The sequence below is a fragment of the Natronomonas sp. genome (assembly GCF_028274965.1).
Lineage (GTDB): Archaea > Halobacteriota > Halobacteria > Halobacteriales > Haloarculaceae > Natronomonas.
Genome location: NZ_JAQCNO010000067.1, coordinates 32,219 through 50,823, shown reverse-complemented (window position 1 = coordinate 50,823; position 18,605 = coordinate 32,219). Strand labels below are relative to the sequence as shown.

The 18,605-nt window shown below is 58.3% G+C and carries 19 protein-coding genes; 1 reads left to right on the top strand and 18 read right to left on the bottom strand.

What is annotated here, in order from left to right; translation table 11 throughout:
• Positions 1-2: 2 nt before the first annotated feature.
• The 13 genes from Q0916_RS10605 to Q0916_RS10545 all read right to left on the bottom strand — a co-directional run bounded on the left by Q0916_RS10605 (position 3) and on the right by Q0916_RS10545 (position 12,256).
• Positions 3-1,604 (bottom strand): COG1361 S-layer family protein, encoded by a 1,602-nt coding sequence (locus Q0916_RS10605; RefSeq protein ID WP_299237231.1) that lies wholly within the window; start codon positions 1,602-1,604, stop codon positions 3-5.
• Positions 1,605-1,757: 153 nt separating this feature from the next.
• Positions 1,758-2,843: a glutamate--cysteine ligase gene (locus Q0916_RS10600; RefSeq protein ID WP_299237230.1), complete on the bottom strand. Its 1,086-nt coding sequence runs from the start codon at positions 2,841-2,843 to the stop codon at positions 1,758-1,760.
• 71 nt (positions 2,844-2,914) lie between these two features.
• Positions 2,915-3,541 (bottom strand): fibrillarin-like rRNA/tRNA 2'-O-methyltransferase, encoded by a 627-nt coding sequence (locus Q0916_RS10595; RefSeq protein ID WP_299237229.1) that lies wholly within the window; start codon positions 3,539-3,541, stop codon positions 2,915-2,917.
• Positions 3,538-4,374, bottom strand: coding sequence for an NOP5/NOP56 family protein (locus Q0916_RS10590; RefSeq protein WP_299237228.1), 837 nt, complete (start codon positions 4,372-4,374; stop codon positions 3,538-3,540). Before Q0916_RS10590 ends, Q0916_RS10595 begins: the two co-directional genes overlap by 4 nt.
• Positions 4,375-4,382: 8 nt before the next feature.
• Entirely contained in the window at positions 4,383-5,474 is a 1,092-nt protein-coding gene (locus Q0916_RS10585; protein ID WP_299237227.1) for a tyrosine-type recombinase/integrase, read from the bottom strand.
• Between the two features lie 3 nt (positions 5,475-5,477).
• Positions 5,478-5,984 carry a hypothetical protein gene (locus Q0916_RS10580; RefSeq protein ID WP_299237226.1) on the bottom strand — a complete coding sequence of 169 codons (507 nt, stop codon included), beginning with the start codon at positions 5,982-5,984 and terminating at the stop codon, positions 5,478-5,480.
• Between the two features lie 4 nt (positions 5,985-5,988).
• Positions 5,989-6,336: a hypothetical protein gene (locus Q0916_RS10575; protein ID WP_299237225.1), complete on the bottom strand. Its 348-nt coding sequence runs from the start codon at positions 6,334-6,336 to the stop codon at positions 5,989-5,991.
• Positions 6,337-6,439: 103 nt separating this feature from the next.
• Complete coding sequence (locus Q0916_RS10570) at positions 6,440-6,769, bottom strand: hypothetical protein (protein WP_299237224.1); 330 nt, start codon at positions 6,767-6,769, stop codon at positions 6,440-6,442.
• A gap of 329 nt (positions 6,770-7,098) precedes the next feature.
• A complete protein-coding gene (locus Q0916_RS10565; RefSeq protein ID WP_299237223.1) occupies positions 7,099-7,440 on the bottom strand; it encodes a hypothetical protein in 342 nt (113 codons plus the stop codon).
• Positions 7,437-9,365 carry a hypothetical protein gene (locus tag Q0916_RS10560; protein WP_414689338.1) on the bottom strand — a complete coding sequence of 643 codons (1,929 nt, stop codon included), beginning with the start codon at positions 9,363-9,365 and terminating at the stop codon, positions 7,437-7,439. Before Q0916_RS10560 ends, Q0916_RS10565 begins: the two co-directional genes overlap by 4 nt.
• 43 nt (positions 9,366-9,408) lie before the next feature.
• Complete coding sequence (locus Q0916_RS10555; protein ID WP_299237221.1) at positions 9,409-9,609, bottom strand: hypothetical protein; 201 nt, start codon at positions 9,607-9,609, stop codon at positions 9,409-9,411.
• Positions 9,602-11,734: a DEAD/DEAH box helicase family protein gene (locus tag Q0916_RS10550; RefSeq protein ID WP_299237220.1), complete on the bottom strand. Its 2,133-nt coding sequence runs from the start codon at positions 11,732-11,734 to the stop codon at positions 9,602-9,604. The genes Q0916_RS10555 and Q0916_RS10550 overlap by 8 nt, the downstream gene beginning before the upstream one ends.
• A 3-nt stretch (positions 11,735-11,737) precedes the next feature.
• On the bottom strand, positions 11,738-12,256 hold the full coding sequence (locus tag Q0916_RS10545; RefSeq protein ID WP_299237219.1) for a hypothetical protein: 519 nt from the start codon (positions 12,254-12,256) through the stop codon (positions 11,738-11,740).
• 144 nt (positions 12,257-12,400) lie between these two features.
• Here Q0916_RS10545 and Q0916_RS10540 point away from each other — a divergent pair, with 144 nt between their 5' ends.
• Positions 12,401-13,930, top strand: coding sequence for a DNA gyrase C-terminal beta-propeller domain-containing protein (locus Q0916_RS10540; RefSeq protein WP_299237218.1), 1,530 nt, complete (start codon positions 12,401-12,403; stop codon positions 13,928-13,930).
• A 131-nt stretch (positions 13,931-14,061) separates the two neighbouring features.
• Here the strand turns inward: Q0916_RS10540 and Q0916_RS10535 are convergent, their stop codons facing one another.
• From Q0916_RS10535 to Q0916_RS10515, 5 genes are all read right to left on the bottom strand, one after another.
• Complete coding sequence (locus Q0916_RS10535; RefSeq protein ID WP_299237217.1) at positions 14,062-15,249, bottom strand: DNA-methyltransferase; 1,188 nt, start codon at positions 15,247-15,249, stop codon at positions 14,062-14,064.
• A 614-nt stretch (positions 15,250-15,863) separates the two neighbouring features.
• Complete coding sequence (locus Q0916_RS10530) at positions 15,864-16,400, bottom strand: hypothetical protein (RefSeq protein ID WP_299237216.1); 537 nt, start codon at positions 16,398-16,400, stop codon at positions 15,864-15,866.
• Between the two features lie 56 nt (positions 16,401-16,456).
• Positions 16,457-16,684 carry a hypothetical protein gene (locus Q0916_RS10525; RefSeq protein WP_299237215.1) on the bottom strand — a complete coding sequence of 76 codons (228 nt, stop codon included), beginning with the start codon at positions 16,682-16,684 and terminating at the stop codon, positions 16,457-16,459.
• A 500-nt stretch (positions 16,685-17,184) separates the two neighbouring features.
• On the bottom strand, positions 17,185-18,033 hold the full coding sequence (locus Q0916_RS10520; protein WP_299237214.1) for a hypothetical protein: 849 nt from the start codon (positions 18,031-18,033) through the stop codon (positions 17,185-17,187).
• A gap of 8 nt (positions 18,034-18,041) precedes the next feature.
• Positions 18,042-18,329 (bottom strand): hypothetical protein, encoded by a 288-nt coding sequence (locus Q0916_RS10515; protein WP_299237213.1) that lies wholly within the window; start codon positions 18,327-18,329, stop codon positions 18,042-18,044.
• Between the last annotated feature and the right edge of the window lie 276 nt (positions 18,330-18,605).

Sequence of the window (18,605 nt, the reverse complement as noted above, 5' to 3'; positions counted from 1 at the left end):
GCTCAGCCCTCCCGTCGCCTGTACGCGAACGCCCCGGCTGCGACGACCACAACCACGATGACGACGCCGACGCCGAGCCACGGGATCCCGCCGTCTTCGGCCTCTGTCACGTCGATCGCGGTCCGGTACGTGTCCGAGACCTTGCTCGTCCCGTCGGCGTCGTCGTACCGGAAGTCGGTCTGTAGCGCGTACGTCCGCGGCGTCGCCCCGCCGCTCGCCGACACCTCGAAGGTGACCGTCGCCGACTCGCCGGGCGCGAGGCTCTCGATGTAGCCCTCGCTTTCGTCGCTGCTGAGGGGATCGTCGGTGAACAGCTTCGCCTCCACGTCGGTGACCGACTCGTCGAGGTTGTTCGTCACCTCGACGTCGACGAGCGTCGAGCCTCCGGCCGTGAGCTCCCGGTCGGCGACCGCAAGCAGGAACTCGTCGCGGTTCTCGCCGACGTCGACGGTGACGTCGATGTCCTCGTAGGCGCGGCGCTCGTCGTCGGCGTTCCGGTAAGCGACGGCCATACCGAAGTTCCGCGGGATCGCCTCGGCCTCGCGGTTCAGCGCGATGGGCAACTCGAAGGAGGCCGACTCGCCGGCCGAGAGGGTCCCGACCGCGACCGAATCCTCGATCGGGACCACGTTGGGGGACTGATCGGCGAACCGGACGACGACGCTCCGGACGGGTCTCGGGCCGTCGTTCGTGACCGTCCCCCGCAGTTCGCCGTCCTCGCCGACCCGAAGCGTCGACTCGACGTCGGCGAAGCTGAACCGCTGTTTCGGCTCCGGGGTCACCGTCAGCCGCCGCGGGACGCCCTGGGACTCGATGCCGTCCGTGTCCTCGAAGCGAGCGACCGCCTCGATCGGGTAGCCGTGCGGGCTCGCGTCCGGGCTCACCGTCGTCTCGAACTCGAAGCGCGCCGCCTCGCCGGGCGCGAGGCTCCCGACGCCGATCCGGTCGCTCGTCGCGTCGAAGGAGACCCGAGACTGGTCCCGCGCCACGCTGAGATCGACTGTCACCTCGTCGGCGCGCTCGTTGCCGACGTTCTCGACCCGTGCCGTCACCGGCCCGGTATCGCCGACCTGGCTCCGGTCCTCGACGGCCTCGATCTCGAAGCGGGCCCCGTCGTCGACCTCGACGTCGACGGAGCGCGTCACCGTCCGCGTCCGATCGTTTAACACGCCCGCGCCCTGCTCGATCCGCGCCGTGTAGCCGTACTCGAGTTCGACGTCGAGTTCGTACTCGCCGGGATCGGCCCCCTCGGGGACCCGAACGTTCAGCGAGACGGTCTGGGGCTCGCCCTCCGTGACCGTCCCGATCGCTTGTCGCTCCGTTTCGACCTCTATCGGCCCGTCGGCCTCGGCGTCGACCCGGACGTTCCTGGCTGCGGTCACCACGTCGCGCTCGTCGGGCGAGCCGAGGTCGACCTGCCCGTTGTTCGAGATCTGTACGTCGAGTTGCGTGGCCGTCCCCGGCGTCAGCGTCGAGTCGGGGACGTCCACGTTCAGGCGCGGTTCGCCGGTGACGATGCCCTGTCCCGCCGCCACCGACGCGCCGCCGAGGGAGACGACGAGCAGCGCGGCGAGTACGACGGCGGTCGACCGGCTACCGGCCATCGACGGGGTGCGCGGCGGCGATCGAAACCGGTTCGGTTGCGGACGGCGACGCCGGGGACCAACCCGAGTGCGGCTCGCGTGCTCTCATCGATTGAACGTTCGTTCGACTGCGGGGTTGATAACGCTTCCCTTCGGTCCGAGCCGACCGGACGGTCAGGCCGCCCCGGGAAGCCGAAGCGCCGCACAGACCGCGTCGAGCCCGGACTCATCCATGAGCCGGCGCTGGCGCGTTGCCCCGCTTTCGGCCTCGTAGACGTCGACGATGCCGCTGACCCCGAGACGATCGCGTTCGCGTTCGACGAGTTCGCCGAGCGGAACCGCCTCCGTCCACTCGCGGGACAGAAGCGACGCGTCGCGGCCGTACCGGAGGGCCCGCCACTTGTTTTCCTCCAGGAACTCCCGGCGGTGGTCGGCCCCCGACTCGCCGTCCTCGTACCGCGCCGCGAGGTCCTCGACGAGGGCCTCGGTGTACTCGACGAACGCGAGCACGCGCTGTGGATCGGCCTGGCCGTCGGGTGTTCTGACCTCGACGGTCCCGTGGACGGAGTGGGGCCGCACGTCGTACCACAGCTCGCCGCGGTCGTTTATCGATCCCGTCTCGACCATCGTCCGCTCGAAGCGCTGGAACGTCTCGAAGTCCTCGAAGACGGTCGGCATCCCGGTGTTCGGGAGCGCCTCGAAGATCTTCGCGCGGGCCGACTCCAGCCCCGTGTCGAACCCGTTCCAGTACGGCGAGTTCGCCGACAGCGCGAGCATGATCGGGAGGTACCACCGCATCTCGTTGGCGATCCAGACGGCCTTGTCGGCGTCGTCGACCCCGACGTGGACGTGAAGGCCGGCGGTCGTGTTCCGGTGTTGGGGGTACTGGATGCGTTCGAGCTGCTCTCTGTACCGGGGCTTTTCGACGTGATCGAGCTCGCGCCACTTCGCCGCCGGGTGCAGCCCGGCCGCGGCGATGCCGAACCCGTGGTCGGCGGCGTGACCGAGAAGCGCCGTTCTGACCTCCTCGAGGGACTCGCGGGCCTCCTCGAGCGATCCGACGGTCGGCGTCTGCGTTTCGATCACGAACTTGAACAGCTCGTGGTCCAAGCGCCCCTCTAGGGACGGGGGCGGATCGTTCTCGTAGACGAGTTCGTCCGTTCCGGCGGCCGGCCGCCCCGCGTCATCGACGACGAAGAACTCCTCCTCGATGCCGAGCGTCCCCGCCCGGTCGAACGCCTCGCGCGAGCCCAGATCCATTATTGGTGTCCGGTTCATCGGCGACCACTAAATACCATGCGCCCGCGGCCGCCTCTGCTCGCTCCGGGCCCTCAGCGCGGCTCCGCGACGACGGCGAGGTGATCGCGGTGAAACGGTGTGAGCGACCGCGTCTCGCGGACGGCGTACCCCTCCCGCAGGTCCCCGAGAACCGACTCGAACACCGCGTCCGGATCACGCGTGACGTCCTCGCTTCTTGCTTTCACCGCGAGCAGCAGGCGGCCGTCCTCGCGGAGGAACCGCCGGTTCGCAAGCGCGACCGCCGCCTGTCCCCGCGTCGCGACATCCTGTATCACGACGTCGACCGGCTCGATGACGTGGGCGTACGTCTCGGGCTTTCGGGCGTCTTTCAACAGCGGAAACAGCCTCGAGCGCGGCTCGGCGGCCTCGAGCAGCTCCCGGGCCGGTCGGGCGGCGAACTCGACGGCGTACGTCGGGCCGGCGAAATCGGCGACGTGACTCGCTGTCGTCCCCGCGGCTGCGCCGAGATACAGCACCGTCTCCCCGCCCTCGAGCCCGGTGTCCATCCCGTCTTCGAGCATCGCGCCGAGCTTCGAGCGGCGCGGGTCCCAGCGCCGCCACCCGCCCGCGGTCGGCTCGCCGTAGACCGGATCTCCCTCCGTCGCCAGCCACTCGCCGCCGCCGAATGAGCGCCTCTCGACGCCGTCGGGCAGGCTCATTCGGTCTCACGCCCTTGGATCCGTTCGATCCGGTCGGCGAGTTCGGCGTCCAACTCGGGCTTTCGCTCCCCGGAGTAGTGATCGACCCGCGCGGCGATCGCCAGCTTCCCCGACAGCGCCCGCGCCGCCGACCCGCGGTCCTCGGGGGCGCTCGATTGGATCGCCTCGTGGGTGAATATGACGCCGTGTTTCGGCGACGGCGCGCGCCCCCGGAGGTGGGCGAAAAGCGCCTCCTCGGCCCCGAGGACCTGGACGGTCCCGGCCGGCTTCCGGGCGAGCTCGTCCAGCCCGCCGGCGAGCGCGATCAGCCGCGCGGCGAGGACCGGCCCCGCGAGCGACGCGAGGTTCGGGGCGACCTCGGGGGCCGCCCGCTCGACGCGGGTCCGAAGCGCCGCCGCCTCCTCGTCGAGATCCCGGACCCGGCGGGCGAGCGCGGCCAGGGCCGGGTCCGCGTCGTCGTCGGCCGCCAGCTCCCTCGCGTACTCGATCCCCGCCCCGGCGTCCGGACGCCGGCTGCCGGCCCACGCCGCGACCCGCTCGGCGAGTTCGTTCGCGACCCGCTCGCAGTCGTCCATAGCACGAATACTATGTTTTAACTGTTGGTCATCTGCCCTTTCGCGCTCTCGAGTTTCCTCACGGGCCGCGTACACCGTGGCGTCGTGAAGGAGATCATAATAGTCGTCTTCGTCGTCCGCAAAGTCGGACTCCACTGCCTGGATCGGCCAGTCACTAGGCGCTTCCGTGCTTCCGCTTTCGATAGCATCACGGGCGGCATCCAAGTCGCCAGGGTTTATCCCTCGGAACCAGCTCGTATCCGCAGAACTGTCAGTCATAATCTGACTTAGACACCCAGCTTGTAAATGCGCTTCCGATAGAGCGGCTCGATGTCCTCGTAATAGCTGTGAATGTAGTGGTCGATTCCACCAGCCGGGTCGGTGGTTCCACCAGCGGACGTGTCCCCGCGCATATATTTTATGAGTTCGCGGTTCACGTCTTGCTCCACGCGCCAGAACGTGGTGAAGCGGTGCCGTCCGTAGTGGGACGTCACAGCCCTGTGCTGCTGGGTTTCTTTATATTCTGGGTGGAAGTGGCGTTTCCACGTCAGGTTGATAGCTTCGTCGTCCACCTGGGTGTGGTTCGTCCGCGAGAGGAACAGCCAGGATTCGTTGTTGTCGGGGCGGATCAGCAGGTAGTTCATCCACAGCCGGCGGAGTTCTTCGTCCACTGGTAGGACCCGTGGGCGCTGCGACTTGTTCCCCTGTCGGTCGTGGGGAATGTAAACTGCGTTGTCGAATCGGGCAACGTGTGGTGAACTTCCCATGTCCGGATAGTGCTTTTCGACTTCGCTGTTCGTGATGTTCAGTTCACTAATCTTGATGTTCGCCATTTCGCTAGCACGAAGCCCCAGCTTCAGCTGGGTGACGATGAACGCCCGGTCTCGGATGTGCTTCACGTCCGCCACGATATCCTGAAGATCTTCTACCGGAATTCGCGGGGGCTCCTTCACTCGCTTGGTAGACAGAGACATCTTCTTCTTCGCTATCATGAACGGATTGTAGTCCATCGGATGAGGGAACTCCGCGCCGTTCTGCCAGTATTTGTATATCTTGTTGAGCTCCCACAGTTTCTTTTTTGTTGTTCGCCGGGAGTTCCCTTTTTCATCCAGTTCTCGACGAATAAACCGCTTGACGTGGTCTTCGTGAGGACATGCCGGATGGCGACCCTGGTCAGACATGAACTCCCGCCACTCTCGAATTGTCCGGTCATAGGAATCCAACGTACCTTGGGATGGGTCCTGTGGCTTCAGGACATCGTCCATGAACAGGCCAAATACGTCGACGTCGACGCCGTCGAACGTCGTAGCGTGGTTAGCCAGGGGGTCTATTTCGCGGTTGAAGGCTTCTGCCAGTGTTTGTCTATCGTTTTCGGACATAGTTCATCTCTTGTCGTTCTGCTCTAGTTTCCGGTCCCACACGTCGCGGGAGAAGCCGCCGGCCACCACTGCCATCAGCACAGGGTGGTAGACGTGCGGGTGGTCAGCGTGCCACTGTAACCAGTTGTAGAATTCTTCCAGCGGTTGGAAGTATTCGAAGTAGACAGTCTGAAGCTTCCGCGAGTGGCTGTGTCGTCCCACGTTCCCGTCTCGGAGAGCGACCAGGAAGTCTTTGATCTGCTGGGGATCGGCCAGGGCATGGTGCCGGCCCACGTCGTCCATGTAGGTTTTGAAGTAGCGACCCGCCTTTTCGTAGCGGTCGCGGGTGGACTTCGTATCGAACTTTTCCGTCTTCTCCTCGAAGTAGTCCGCCCACACGTCCCTCCCAGAGTAGGCAGCTTCGTGGTTTTGAAGTCGGTACTTGTCGGGGACCGCGTTGATCTGCTTGTAGACGCCCATGCGGTCGCGGACATCGTTCGACAGTTGTGGTCGGTTCTTCGGTGCTGGCATGATTTCAAGATTTTTCGTCCACCGTGGTGATTTCGTCCCGTAGGTAGTACCGCCCATCTTCGACACGAAGGTACTCCCCCTCCATGTCGTCCAGATGAGTGGTCACACGCTCCGGGACTGTGTCGATGACGTGCTGGATGATTTCGTCATAGCTGGCTCCCGGGTTTGTATCCACGAACTCTTTGATAGCCTGGCGTTCGCCGTGGTAGACGGCGTCTTCGAGGTCCGCTATCCGGTCCCGGGCGCGGTCCAGTTCCGCCTTTAGGTTGTTTCGTTGTTCACGGAGCTCTCGGTTCGTTTCGTCGGGGTCTATCTCCGACGCGTCGAACTTCTTGAGGCCCGCCTCTACCATCGCCTCTACGAACTCCGACCGAGAACGAAATCCCATTTCCTCACATTTGACCTTCCACCGGCTAAGTTGTTTGTCGGACGGGTACGTGGCGACGTGATTAGACTCACTCATCAGTGTCTTCCGTCTCTTGGAGGCGGTCAACTTCTTTCCCGAGAAAAAAGTCGCTGTCCTGAACACTTCCCGTGAGTAAGGAGCTTTTGAAGAGGTTGACTTTCCTGGTTTTATGAGTCCGAACACGTCCCCGGGGTTTCTTTCCCTGCTCGACACTCCGGGGGAACAGCTTACTCTGGTAGAACCCCGTTCTCTCATCGTCATCCCACCCACTCGCCTCGACTAGCTCTACGTCGAGGTCTTGCGAGTGTATGAGATCTTTCACCTCCGGCGGCCACTCTGACTGCCCCGTTTCGCAGACGTATGTTGGTTGCCCTGCCATACTATACCTACTCCTATCCACCAGTAACGTTAATTCTTCTCACACAGGTGTGCCTTGGCCAAATCCTCAGTCCCCGAAATTCATACGATTTTACAGGACTATTACACGAATGACGGAGTAGAGAGACAGATCGCCACCGAATCCCTCATAGCCGATATCGTGCGGCATCTCACACCCAGGAATCTCGTGAATCGGTTCTGTTCCAGGAGCCCGCGTTCGTGGCGCTTCATGAGGTTAAGCAACAACCCGGGGAAGATACATCACCACCTCCGTAGGATCGTGGTCCGTCGCTCGGCGGCAGCGAGGTGATTAATAACTCCCCAACTATCTCACAGAAGCGCCTCGATGTCTATCTCCTTGTTTTCCTCAAGATGGTCATTCAGCTGTCGGAATCCTTGGTTGATTAAGTGTTCAACCGTTGCATATGGCGCATCTACGGTCGGATAGAGGGCAATCACTAAGTTGCGGAGCTCACCGTCTGGATCGAATGTGCCGATATTCCAGACGGTCTGTGTGTTCGCTGTTTTACCCGGCTCGACACCGTTCTCGATAGCCAGCGACATCGCGAACTTCGCGGCATCTGCCTTTTCATCGAACTGGTCCATTACACTCTCCATCGTCCCTTTGTTTTCTGGCGTAAGGCCGATCGTGGTCCGATCGTTCGTGCTCATTCTTCAACACCTCCTTTCTGTAGATCTGTGTGCCGCGCACTGACGCGTTCAAGCGTGTACTCTTTCCGTAGCTGCCCCTTGAGAATATCACGGGCCCTCTGAGGATCAATCTCATCACGGTAGACCAGCAGCATCACCTGATCGGTGAACGTCGGCAGTGCCTCAACAACGTTCTCCATATGCCCTCGGTCCAACCGTCCAAACGGCGAGTCCATAATGATTGGTCCTTGTAGCGGCGCGTTGTTCTGGAGGGCACCCATCAGAGCTAGTGCAACGACGTGTTCCGCACCGGCTGAGCGCACCTCAATCTCGTCCCCGTCCTCATGTATGATAGTCAAGCCGTAATTGTCGTTAATTTTCAGTCGCTCATATTCTGGCTCGGTCGTCAGCCGAAGAAAAATCTCTGACGCATCGCTTTCGACACGCTGACGCAGCCTATCGCGGTACTCAGCAACACCCTGATCGAAGAGCTCCTCCAGCTTCTCGTATAGCTCTCGACGGGCGCGCTCCCGCTCAAGCCCACTACCGGAAATTTGATCCAATCTATCTTGGAGATCTTGAACAGTGTTCTTAGCTTTCTCCAGTTCGTTTTCAGTCTCCTCGATGGCGTCCTTCTTGATACGGATCTCGCCGACGGTATCCTCGTACTGTTTGTTGAGATCCCGGACCCGCTCTTCTTTTGAGGACTCGAGACCCTCTTTGACCTCACTGAGATCGTCACTTACCGTTGCACGCCGCGCTTTCAATTCGTCAATTTCAGAAATAATTGCTTTGACACGGTCGGTGTTATCTGACTCGATGACGCGCTCCAACGCTTCGATCGAACGAAGGATCTGGTCGTATCTCTCTTCCGGATCGAAGTCCTGATCGGTTAGTCCTTGGAACTGCTCAAGTTCACTCTGGAGGTGCTGTTCTGCCCCGTCTTCTAAGGGCTGGTCACAGATCGGGCAGTCCCCGCGCTCTAAGCCATCAGAAATCCGTTCCGCAAGCTGCTCTGCGACGGATATCCGGGTCTGTTTTTTTTCAAGTTCTTGCCGCTGTTCTTTGAGAGTTTCAAGTCGATCTTGGACGGTACTTTGTAGTACACTCCGCCAGGAATCTGCCATCGCCTCTTGAAGTTGAGCCTGCTTATCCTCGAGGCCTTGGTCAATCTCTTCCAGCTCTTCCTCCAAGTTTTCCCGCCGGTTGACGAGACTCCGAGCACCCTCGAGTTGCTGAAGCTTGTTTTGTATTGCCAGCTTTTCTTCTTTCAACCCATCTAACTCATCTTTGAGTTCTGATAGGTCTGATTCAAGTTGGTTCCGCTTGCCATGCGTCGTCTCCAACTGCGTCCCGAGCTGTTCGGTTTCGTCGTCTCGCTGGGCTGCTTCTTGCTCTTTAGTCTGGGCGTCATTCAGGAGCGCTTGTATGTCAGCGCGACCGTTTTTAAGGACCGGGACTCCCAGGATCCTTTCGATTGCTTCCCGGATCTGCTGGCCCATCTCACTTTCATCGATGAGGAGTTCCTCATACTGCTGGAGGAGTTCTCCATCAAACAGGAAAAATCGCGAGACCTGCTGGGGTAAGATCTCCGCCAGCTCTTTTTCCCGTGCTTCCGGTCCGGTCACCGTCCCATCTTTGACGAGATATACGTTTTCGGTGTAATCATCGTCCGCCTGTGGCACCTCAATCCCATCTTTCGGGGTATGTTCTCTGACAAGTTCGTAGTCTGTCCCGTTTTCTTCGAAATACAGGGCAATCTTGAACGAGAATTTTCCCTCCTCTTTAGTTTCCCAGTTGATAAACTGTTCTGGAGAGATCTCACGGGTGCCTCGATCAAGAATACGACCGAATAACGCATATCGAATTGCATTCAATAGCGTGGTTTTTCCCCGCATGTTTTCGCCGAAGACGATTGTCACCCCATCCTCTTTTGGGAACTCCAAAGTCTGGTTCCCTTTGAACGGGCCAAAGTCCTCAAGTTCGAGTCTATTTATTTTTAACATCTGATCCGTCCTCCAACTGGGACTCGACAACCTCCGAAATCCGGCTTTGTGTCTTTTCTCGCTCTTCGAGCGTTTCTTCTTCAATCCGGATGATTTCCTCAACCAAATCGGCTGGTATTTCCGGAAACTCTTCTTGTCGGATACTCTCCAGCGCGGCCATGAGTTCGTCTGTGTCTTCAGTCATCTTCAACTCCGGTTTCGGCAAGAGCGTCGTAGTCGATTCCGGCTTTGTGCGCAATTTGTTTTAGATCAGCAACCGATTTCGGATTCTCCGCATCCTTCCCGAACTGAATCGCTCGAGCGAGTTCGCCCTCGAGAATACTATTAACGGGGATGTCGCTCTCGGTGCTGTACGGTTCAACTACCACGTCGTGGATATTCGCATGATGTTTATTTTCTGAATTTCGGAGAACTCGACCCCGACGCTGAATGAACTCACGAGGGTTCTTCGAGGAGGCAAGGATTAGCGCATGTGTTGCATTTGGAATATCAACACCTTCGTCAAGGCATTTGATCGACAAAATAACTCCTCCTTGGTTCTCGAAGAATTCTAATGTCTGTGCCCGGTCACCGTCCATCTTGCTATGATACTCCAGCACTCGGAAGGGCTGATCCGCAAGCTCGTCACGGACCTCTTTCAGCTGGTCTATTCCAGCGCAGTACACCAGCCATCGATCGCCTCCCGAATACTGTCGTGCGAGGATCTCTCGTGCTTTCTGGGTCTTCTGGCTAGCCCCTTTCAGTATTCGAGCGCGATCAATCTGTAGCTGCTTGATGTGCTCTGGTAGGTCATCCAGATCGGTGTCGTCACCCGCCTGCGAACGGGCATACCTCTTGCGAATCTCTTGGGTGAGCTCCTCCCAGTCGTCCTGTTCGCCCGGAGTCAGCGAAACAGTGTGTACATGATAAAAATATGGCGTGAGCCGGCCAGCCTCGATTGCGTCGGCGAGTGTAAATGGTGGCTGGACGATGCCATCGAAATACTCCATGATCACTGCTGTTCCTTCCTCATCGCCGTACCTACGCGGGGTCGCACTTAATCCGAGTCGCCAGCCAGCATCAAAATCAAGAAGCTTTTGATGTTCCGGGCTGCCAATCCGGTGAACTTCATCAGCAATCAAAAATGTGTGCTCACCGTCATTAAATAGTGACTGGAAGTCATCAGCGATACCCGACTGCATCGTCGATAGCACAATTCGCGGCGATCCGTTCGGGCGGGTCCAAGAGCGTAATAGCCCATCTTTTTTCCAGTCGTTATTTCCACCGCCGCAGATCAATAGACTTGGATCGAGATCCTGATTTGTCGACTTTAGCTCAGCTTTCCACTGCTCCAGCAGATCGGTGTTCGGAACGAAAACGACCGGTGATTTTCCTTCCTGAAGGGCCTCACGAATCGCACAAAGTGCGGTGAAGGTCTTACCACTACCCGTTGCGTGTTCGAAGACACCTGAATGACCCCGTTCACGCCAGGCTTCGAGCGCTCGCTGTTGATGTGGTAACGGTGTTCGCGGGTTGGGCCCTGTGTCAGGAGACTCAACACGGGAGCGCTCGATCTCCTCGACAATTTCATCGACAACGGACTCCCACTCGACGGCATCAGCCGCCGAGACCAACTTCTCTTTCGCAACCGCCGGGAAGTCTCGAACCCTCACAGCGTCGTAGGTGTCTTCCCACAGCGTGTCGAAGTAGGTCTGCTCATCACGGACCCGTTCTTGTTCTCGGTCTGGGCCCCAAGAGACGTAGACATCAACCGATTCGAGGTTTCCGTCCATCGCCAGGCCAGCCCAAGTTTCATTCATCGAACCTTTGAATACGACAGCAGGATCTTGTGGCGCTTGCGGCTGTTCCTGGGTGAAGATACCCAGCTTGTCATGGAACAGCCGTTTATGTCGCGCAGGGGCATCATCATCGAGGGAAGCGATCTTAAACTCGATGATCCCCTCTGCGACGAGTGCGGCAAGGACTTTCGTCGGCTTCTCTAACCCAGGCTCCGAGAGCATCGAGTCAATAACCTCTGCCAGTTCCTCGGCGAGCTGTTCGTCGGTTCGGGCCTGGTAACCACTCTCGATCGCATCTCGGTCCTCCAAGTCAAGCACCGGTGAGCAGATGATTCGCATCTTGCCGCCGTTGTTGACGAAGGTCTTCAGGCTATCCCAGGCAAGAAGATAGATGGAACTCCGGAAGAACCCGACTGCCCGGTCGTACTGTGTTGCCCGCTCCAGACAAGGTCGATAAAACTCTGTCGCGATATTGTCTTCGCCTTTGTGATAGGAGGGTGCCAATGAGAGGTCCTGTAATTTATCCTTCATATGTTAGCCCACAAGCCGCTCCGTAGTGATTTCTGACCGGCGCTCGATAGCATCCGCCAGCCGGTCGTGTTTAACAGTAAGAACCGTTTCTGTCCCCGTGTTGAGGTGACGCTGTTGGGTTCCAATTTCTCCGCCGACGGCCTCATAAACTGTTTCTGAGGTGACCCTAATTCTCTTTCCATATTTGAAGTTCTGGTGTAACCCAGCATCCCACAGGATGAACACCTGGATCTGAGGGTCATATCCGACTAGCAGTGCGAAGTGGCCGCCAGAGTGATCGAACGAAGCGCGTTCTCCGGAAGACTGTCCGGGGACGATCAGATGTGCTAGCCGGTCGCCCTCTGTACCGGTACCTGGTGGGGTTGTCACCTGGTAGGCGTACACTCTGATCTTTGGAGGTAGTGGGCGCGTGAGTTCAGCCTCTAGGGGGACAGAACTGGTGTCCTCGTGGTCCTGTACAACTGGTTCAAGACTGTCGAGAAAGCGCTCGTGGATCTGCTGTTTTGAGATCTGATCTACCATCCGTTCCCACAAATCCCGCCTGTAATTGTAGAGGGCCCAAGAATAAGTGTTATGACGATCGGGTTCAGTCGGCGGGTTGTTTCGCTGTAGGCAGCTAAAACACCATTACACAGCAATTAAGTCCACTCTGAAAGATATCCGCCTGTGACAGACGACAACGCCTCCGATGACGATGGGCTTTTTTCGGATATTCTCTCTGAGGATAACCCGGATGATGAGGCGGCACCGTCCGATGAGTCAACGAAGGGCAACACCGTCGATCCCGAAACTGTCGGAACCAACAAACTCTCTGATATCGATTATCTCAACTTTGGAACGTTTACCTATCACCTCAGGCGTGACAATGCTCCGGAGACCGTCTGTGGCTTATCAATTGCCGACAGAGAGTTCAAAAGCAGTTCTCGCAAGCCTGACCTCCTCGACCCGTGTAAGCAATGCCACGGCCAGAGCAGCCGTGAGTCCAATGAGGAGCAACGACGACAATTCAGAGCGGCGATTGCAGAGCATGTCGACACTGTCGCCCCGACTGAAGCTTCACCGGGTGAGTTCTCGAAGTCGGAATTGCTTGCAATCAAGAAGGCGCTGCCAACGGACTTCCCTACGTTCCGTCCCACGCCAACGAAACTCCGATTACAACTTAGCCGGGCGATTGTCGGCGTGAGCAATTCTCAATCTGAGCCAGCGCAGTTCGATAAGAAGGAGCTAGACGCCCTGAATGAGGCGCTTGCGGGAACCGACGTAATACCTCGGGAACCTGCGGTGGTGATACTGACTGATGACGGCCGGATCAGACGAACACCTTGCTCAGCATTTCAGACACAACATCGGGGTGGTAAAGGAACCAACAGAATCCATCTCCACGAAGATGACCAGATCAACGCTATCTATTCCTATAATCCGCGTAATCAGCTATATTGTCTGACGACAGCGGGACAAATTTATGAGTTTCAGGGCCACGAAATCCCCGTCGGATCGTTGGACGATCCTGGCATAGCCGTACAAGATTCCCTCCCGATCCAGGATGAGGAAGCTATTGTAGAGTTACTCGATGCACCGGACATCGGCTATTACGGATTTCTTCTGACGGCGACTGCGGACGGCAAGCTGAAGCGCACAGGCACGGGACAGTTTGAAAACATCCGTAGCACAGGGATTATTGCGGCTGATCTCTCTGAGTCCTCCCTGATAGATGTTGGATGGTCTGATGGGGAGAGTGATCTTTTGATCACGACCGCCGCAGGGCAGTCGATCAGATTTAGAGAAGACGAGGCACGGCCGATGACAAGGCAAGCGAAGGGCGTTGCTGGCATTGAGCTAGATTCGACAGATCAGGCGGTATCACTTTCCGTCCTGCCCAGCGACTTTGACGGCGAGATATTGAGTCTAACCCAGAATGGCTACGGCAAACGCACCCCTGTGGGTGAATACCGAAAACAGAACCGGTACGGGAGGGGCTTAGTTGATATCAACACAGGCGACCGCAACGGACCCGTCGTAACGACTCGCCCAATAACCAGTGCCGAGGACGTCATTATTGTAACACGCCAAGGCCGTGGTATCAAAGTTCCAGCCTCGGAGATTTCAACGGTCGGCCGGAACACGAAGGGAGTCAATATAATCGAGCTGAATCCTGAGGATACCGTTGCCGGCGTAACTATTGTCTCTAGGAGTTGAGCTACGACCAATTTACCGGGACGCTGGCAGCAAGAGCGGGCATCTGTCTATATGCCGACAACGATGGCCATGGTGGCGTTTGGTTCGCCAGAGCCATCACGTCTATTCGACACGGGCACCCCGGAGGGTTGCTATTCTCCGACTACGGGGAAATCGCCGAGGCTGCTCTGATCGTCTTCTATCATCTCCCGGATTTTCTCCTCAGACTTGAACCGGAACTGTGAGGACTCGACGTAGTTCTGCTCTTTTTCGAATGCGAGCCAGTGCCGGCCTTTGGCTTCAGCTGCGAATCCGGTGAGGTTGCTCCCTGCAAAGATGTCCAGTACAATCGGTCGGTCTAGATAGCCCCGTTCCCAGTCGTCGTATGGGGGGTTCGGCGTCAGGAAATCGATAAAGAACTCTGGGATCTGCCGGGGGAACCGGGCAGGGTGGGGATCGACATCATCGAACTCCCGGCACATCTTAAGATACTTTGTGTTACTCGCGGTGTTCGACGCCTCGATCACATTGTTGGGAGTCTGCCCACCCAGCCCGAGAAGACCAAGTAACTCCGCAGCTGACATTTCCTCAAGCGGTTGATCAGCACCAAGCTTCTCAAGCAACGTGCTCGCATCGACCTCTTCGAGCCGGGAAAGCACATTATCAGCTGACAGCCCCTCAAGCAAATTATCTGGAATGGAGCCTTCGTTCTCATTTGCGAAGGCTTCTGAATCTATGTTCCACCCGGAGTTTCGCTCGCCGTCGTTGTACTCGCCGGTTTCGAGAAGCTTCTTATGAGAATCAGAGTACTCCTGTAGCACCCGCTGGTTATCAGCTTCAGGGTGGGGGTGTTCTCCGTCAACGGCTGCTGACTCTTTGTTGATCTCCGGTGTGAGCCACCAGATATGCGTGACTGCGTCAGTCACGCGGATCTTTCGGATATTCACCCACTCTATCGGATTCGGTAGCTTTGCCGGGTTATACCAGTAGAAGTCTTGTGCCAGATGTAGTTGCCCTTCATCAGGATCCACCAGCCGATTAAGCAACTCGAACTGGTATGTTGAGCGCTCTGGATAGCCTTTCTTGAATGCCCCGCCTATCTCGATTACTAAGCTCCCGTGTGGCTGGAGTACTCGTCGGATCTCCGGCACGAACTGCATAAACCAGTCGTTGTACTCGGACTGGTCCTCATTTCCGTACTGCTTCTGATGTTGAAGCGCGAATGGAGGCGAGGTGACGAGTAGATCGATACTGTTGTCGGGAAGTTCACGTAGCAGCTCTTGACTGTCTCCCTGATAAGCAGACCCGTAGTCCTCGGTATATTCAGGTGAGGACTCCATCAATTGTGTGACAGAAGAATCTTGACTCATGGGTCAGTAGTCTGGATCATCGGTTTATGATGTGATTGTTTAGGCTTTGCTGTCGGCAGACGATACGGTAACCACTGCTATCTGAACCATCTCGCTAGAGATTAGTAATGTTTTCATCTATCAAATACCTATCCTCCAAACATAGCTAGAGTTGCGGTGGCGCGGATCACCGCTGTGCCAGGTCGCTTCTGTGGTCTCTTGCTCACACTATATGCTATCAGATTGTAGCTGAACAACTGGGCGAGTCGGTGGTCCGAACCGCGGATTCTACTGGTTCGATCGTGTCGCTTGTGTCGACCTTTCGCGGTATCATCCAGCCGAGGACTCATTCTGTGTATGGGACCCCTCTGCGTATACAAGCTGCCCCCGATCAGTTGCCATGCTCTCACGCGCCCCGGCTTGGGACCACGCAGTACTGCTGTTTGGTCGAATCTTAGATAGTCATTAAACGCCACCTGATTCAGAGATTAACCAAGGCTACCGGTCTTTATTGGTTAATCCCGACGCGCTCGGCAGCCGCGGTGTCGATCATGGATTACCCAAGCGACGATGTCGCGTCCAACTCTGTCTAGACGCATCCCACGTTACTCCGAACGGCCACAGTCGTCGGACTCAAACCTGTCGGCCTGCTCGTCGCTCATCACCGTGTAGGAGTCGGTGGTGGTGTCGGTCTCGTGTTGGGTTACTTCTGTGTTTACCCGATCTGGCGCTCGCTCTAGGGTGCCCCGGTCCTCCAGCCACTCGGAGAACTCCTTTTGAACTCGCCAGGCGTCATAAAATTCCTCAGCGTCGAGCAGACCGTTGACAGCTCGACGATGGATGGCCATCGTGTTCAGTTCCACTCGATACGCCAGGTGTTTCGCGAGATCGTCGGCGATGGCGTCGACGTCCCGCTTCACAGTTGAGGGGGCTACGTCGTATCGTCGCGCGAGCTCCGAGTAATTGAGCCGCTCGGCCGATCCGGCCTGGAGCACGAAGTCGCCAATCTCGCTCCGGCGCTCGTAGGTATCCATCGCCTCGGGGTCTTTGTCTGGGTTGACCGCAACAGCGAGATACTTTGGAAGGTCTGCGGCGGTCGTACCCCCCTCGTCGTCACCCGCGCCCGCGTTGTTTTGCGTCATTTTGCGTGCGGCTCCTCGGCGTCACCACCATCCGCCGCCACGTCGTCGGTGGGATTTCATTCTAAGCGGCTGAGTGCAGGGATCGCTTCACAGGTGGGGCGTTCGATGATGGGTTTGTCGTCGTCGATGCCGGTGATTCCTTCGAGGTCGAGCTTGGAGATATCGGCCAGGTCGAGAACGCCGTCAGTCAGGAGAGGGTTGGGCATACCCCGTGTTTGAAGCTTCGACATCATAGGCTCGCCGGCGAGCGTAGACTGTGCGACTGTCGCATCCTCGTCGGCCATCCCGCGACGCTCACTCGCTTCTTAAACAACTCCCCGTCGCACACCTCGCGAACCTCCGACACTCCGGTCGGTGGTCCTCCGTCAACAACCTCGGTTACTTTCCGGGACAGCACGCGGTCGATGCTGCCGATACGGCTGACCTCTCGGGTCCCCAAGCTACCGTTCTGCCGTGTCATGGGATCTGGAAGGCGGTGGTGACGGGAACTATACCATTGAGCCTCGAGGAGAAGAAAGCGTGACGACTGGTCACGACCGATCACTGTCTCGCACGAGGAGTTGTTCGCACCCGATGTAGTGGTCGGCAACAGGACACTTCGGGATCTCCGATGGAAGTACGCCGACAGCGAACACCTCACGGCCCGCGTCCCGCAGGTCAGATAGTGGCGTCGTACACGCTCGGCGCGGAGGGAGCACGAGGTGGATAACCTTACAGTCGCTCGTCGCGGCCACCGTCTCACACCGATGGACTACAGGCGTTCCTAGGCTCCGATCGTACCCCGTCACTCTTTACCCCTGTCGCCCACTGGGGGCGTAGAGGCTATTATACGGTCCATATCCTCTTTTATGCCCGTTTTGAGTTCGTTCTCATCCGTCTCACTGACTTCGCGAGGGTCGGTGTCGGTGGTGAGCCCGGCATCGGCCAGCATGTCCGGGTCCACACCCACTCCGAGGTCACACCGGAGCCGTTTCCTCCCGCCCTTCGCGTCCGTCTCGAAGGCTGGATGGCCGTCGGCCGCCCAGTCCATGAGACCTTTCACCTTCCGCGTCCCAGGGGTCCCGTCAAACACCTGGCTCCGTGCCTTGTCAGCCGAGAGGGCGTGCTTTCCGCCACATCGCGCCGCCCGTCGCACTAGCTCGACACGGAGGCCGTGCGTCCGTTCGTCATCGGTGAGTTCATAGTATGGCTTCCACTCGAAAGCTGGGGCGTCGAGGTCTATGCCCTGCTCCTCAGCGTACTCGCGGGCCTGCTCCTTAGGGATGAACAGGTCGCGGTTGTTCGGATGCTCCGTGTATCCGATACGGTTGAGCACCGGCTGGAGGTGCGTCTTCCGCATGTGTTTCGTGTCGCCACCTCGCCAGGACATTGCCTCCAGCTTCCTACCGAACACATCGCGTGGGAATGGGCCCGGCGTGAGTTCGTCCGCCAGCCACCGGCGCTTTTTTTCTACAGTTGTCAGGCCCCGGTCGTCGCTCGGGTCGAGTCCGGCCAGTTGGGTCTCGGCCTCTGGGACGGCTACCTCCAGCTTGTCCGTGACCCTGCCGAGTAGACCACCGGAGAGGTGCCAGCACACGACGGCCCGGAGCAGCTCGTGTTTTGCGCTCCCCTTCTCGGTCGCGGAGGCGGCCATGTCTTTTTTCACTCCCTTTCTGATACGAATAGAAATCCGCTGGCCGCCGTCGCTGGCCTCCCGCGTCGGCTGTGCTTTTTTTTTCGCGTGTCTTGGTTACGACGACCGACGGCTCCCATGAGTCGGTCGGTGTACTCCTCGACCGAGTGTTCCTTGTGGAACCGCCGCCAGGCAATTTCTATCTCGAAACCAGCATACAGCGCCGTCGCGGAATGTTTTTTCTCGACCGACGAGAGGAACCTGTCCCACTCGGGCGGACGTTTCCAGTTGAGCGGGATGCGCTCGGCCGAGTTCATCCGAACCACCACGACGTAACGGATCGATGCGAACGTGTCAGGCCAAAGTGAACGAACGTAACGTACTGATACAATACAGTAGTAATACAGTAGTGTAGTGCGGTCCCGTCCGGTCGGCCACCACGACGGCCTTCCTTGCCCATTCCGGCGGTTTTCTGTGTGTCGAGCAGGTTATACCGGTGGGAAACACTCTCTTTTGAGCGATGCGCGAAAAAAAAGACGTACTAATTGCTCTTGGCTTCTCGGCGGCGGAATCTTCATACAAACGCCGGGAGA

Bases quoted from the DNA above. Each gene is read 5' to 3' on its own strand.
- Q0916_RS10605 (WP_299237231.1), bottom strand. From the start codon at position 1,604: ATGGCCGGTAGCCGGTCGACCGCCGTCGTACTCGCCGCGCTGCTCGTC.
- Q0916_RS10600 (WP_299237230.1), bottom strand. From the start codon at position 2,843: ATGGATCTGGGCTCGCGCGAGGCGTTCGACCGGGCGGGGACGCTCGGC.
- Q0916_RS10595 (WP_299237229.1), bottom strand. From the start codon at position 3,541: ATGAGCCTGCCCGACGGCGTCGAGAGGCGCTCATTCGGCGGCGGCGAG.
- Q0916_RS10590 (WP_299237228.1), bottom strand. From the start codon at position 4,374: ATGACTGACAGTTCTGCGGATACGAGCTGGTTCCGAGGGATAAACCCT.
- Q0916_RS10585 (WP_299237227.1), bottom strand. From the start codon at position 5,474: ATGTCCGAAAACGATAGACAAACACTGGCAGAAGCCTTCAACCGCGAA.
- Q0916_RS10580 (WP_299237226.1), bottom strand. From the start codon at position 5,984: ATGCCAGCACCGAAGAACCGACCACAACTGTCGAACGATGTCCGCGAC.
- Q0916_RS10575 (WP_299237225.1), bottom strand. From the start codon at position 6,336: ATGGTAGAGGCGGGCCTCAAGAAGTTCGACGCGTCGGAGATAGACCCC.
- Q0916_RS10570 (WP_299237224.1), bottom strand. From the start codon at position 6,769: ATGGCAGGGCAACCAACATACGTCTGCGAAACGGGGCAGTCAGAGTGG.
- Q0916_RS10565 (WP_299237223.1), bottom strand. From the start codon at position 7,440: ATGAGCACGAACGATCGGACCACGATCGGCCTTACGCCAGAAAACAAA.
- Q0916_RS10555 (WP_299237221.1), bottom strand. From the start codon at position 9,609: ATGACTGAAGACACAGACGAACTCATGGCCGCGCTGGAGAGTATCCGA.
- Q0916_RS10550 (WP_299237220.1), bottom strand. From the start codon at position 11,734: ATGAAGGATAAATTACAGGACCTCTCATTGGCACCCTCCTATCACAAA.
- Q0916_RS10545 (WP_299237219.1), bottom strand. From the start codon at position 12,256: ATGGTAGATCAGATCTCAAAACAGCAGATCCACGAGCGCTTTCTCGAC.
- Q0916_RS10535 (WP_299237217.1), bottom strand. From the start codon at position 15,249: ATGGAGTCCTCACCTGAATATACCGAGGACTACGGGTCTGCTTATCAG.
- Q0916_RS10530 (WP_299237216.1), bottom strand. From the start codon at position 16,400: ATGACGCAAAACAACGCGGGCGCGGGTGACGACGAGGGGGGTACGACC.
- Q0916_RS10525 (WP_299237215.1), bottom strand. From the start codon at position 16,684: ATGGCCGACGAGGATGCGACAGTCGCACAGTCTACGCTCGCCGGCGAG.
- Q0916_RS10520 (WP_299237214.1), bottom strand. From the start codon at position 18,033: ATGGCCGCCTCCGCGACCGAGAAGGGGAGCGCAAAACACGAGCTGCTC.
- Q0916_RS10515 (WP_299237213.1), bottom strand. From the start codon at position 18,329: ATGAACTCGGCCGAGCGCATCCCGCTCAACTGGAAACGTCCGCCCGAG.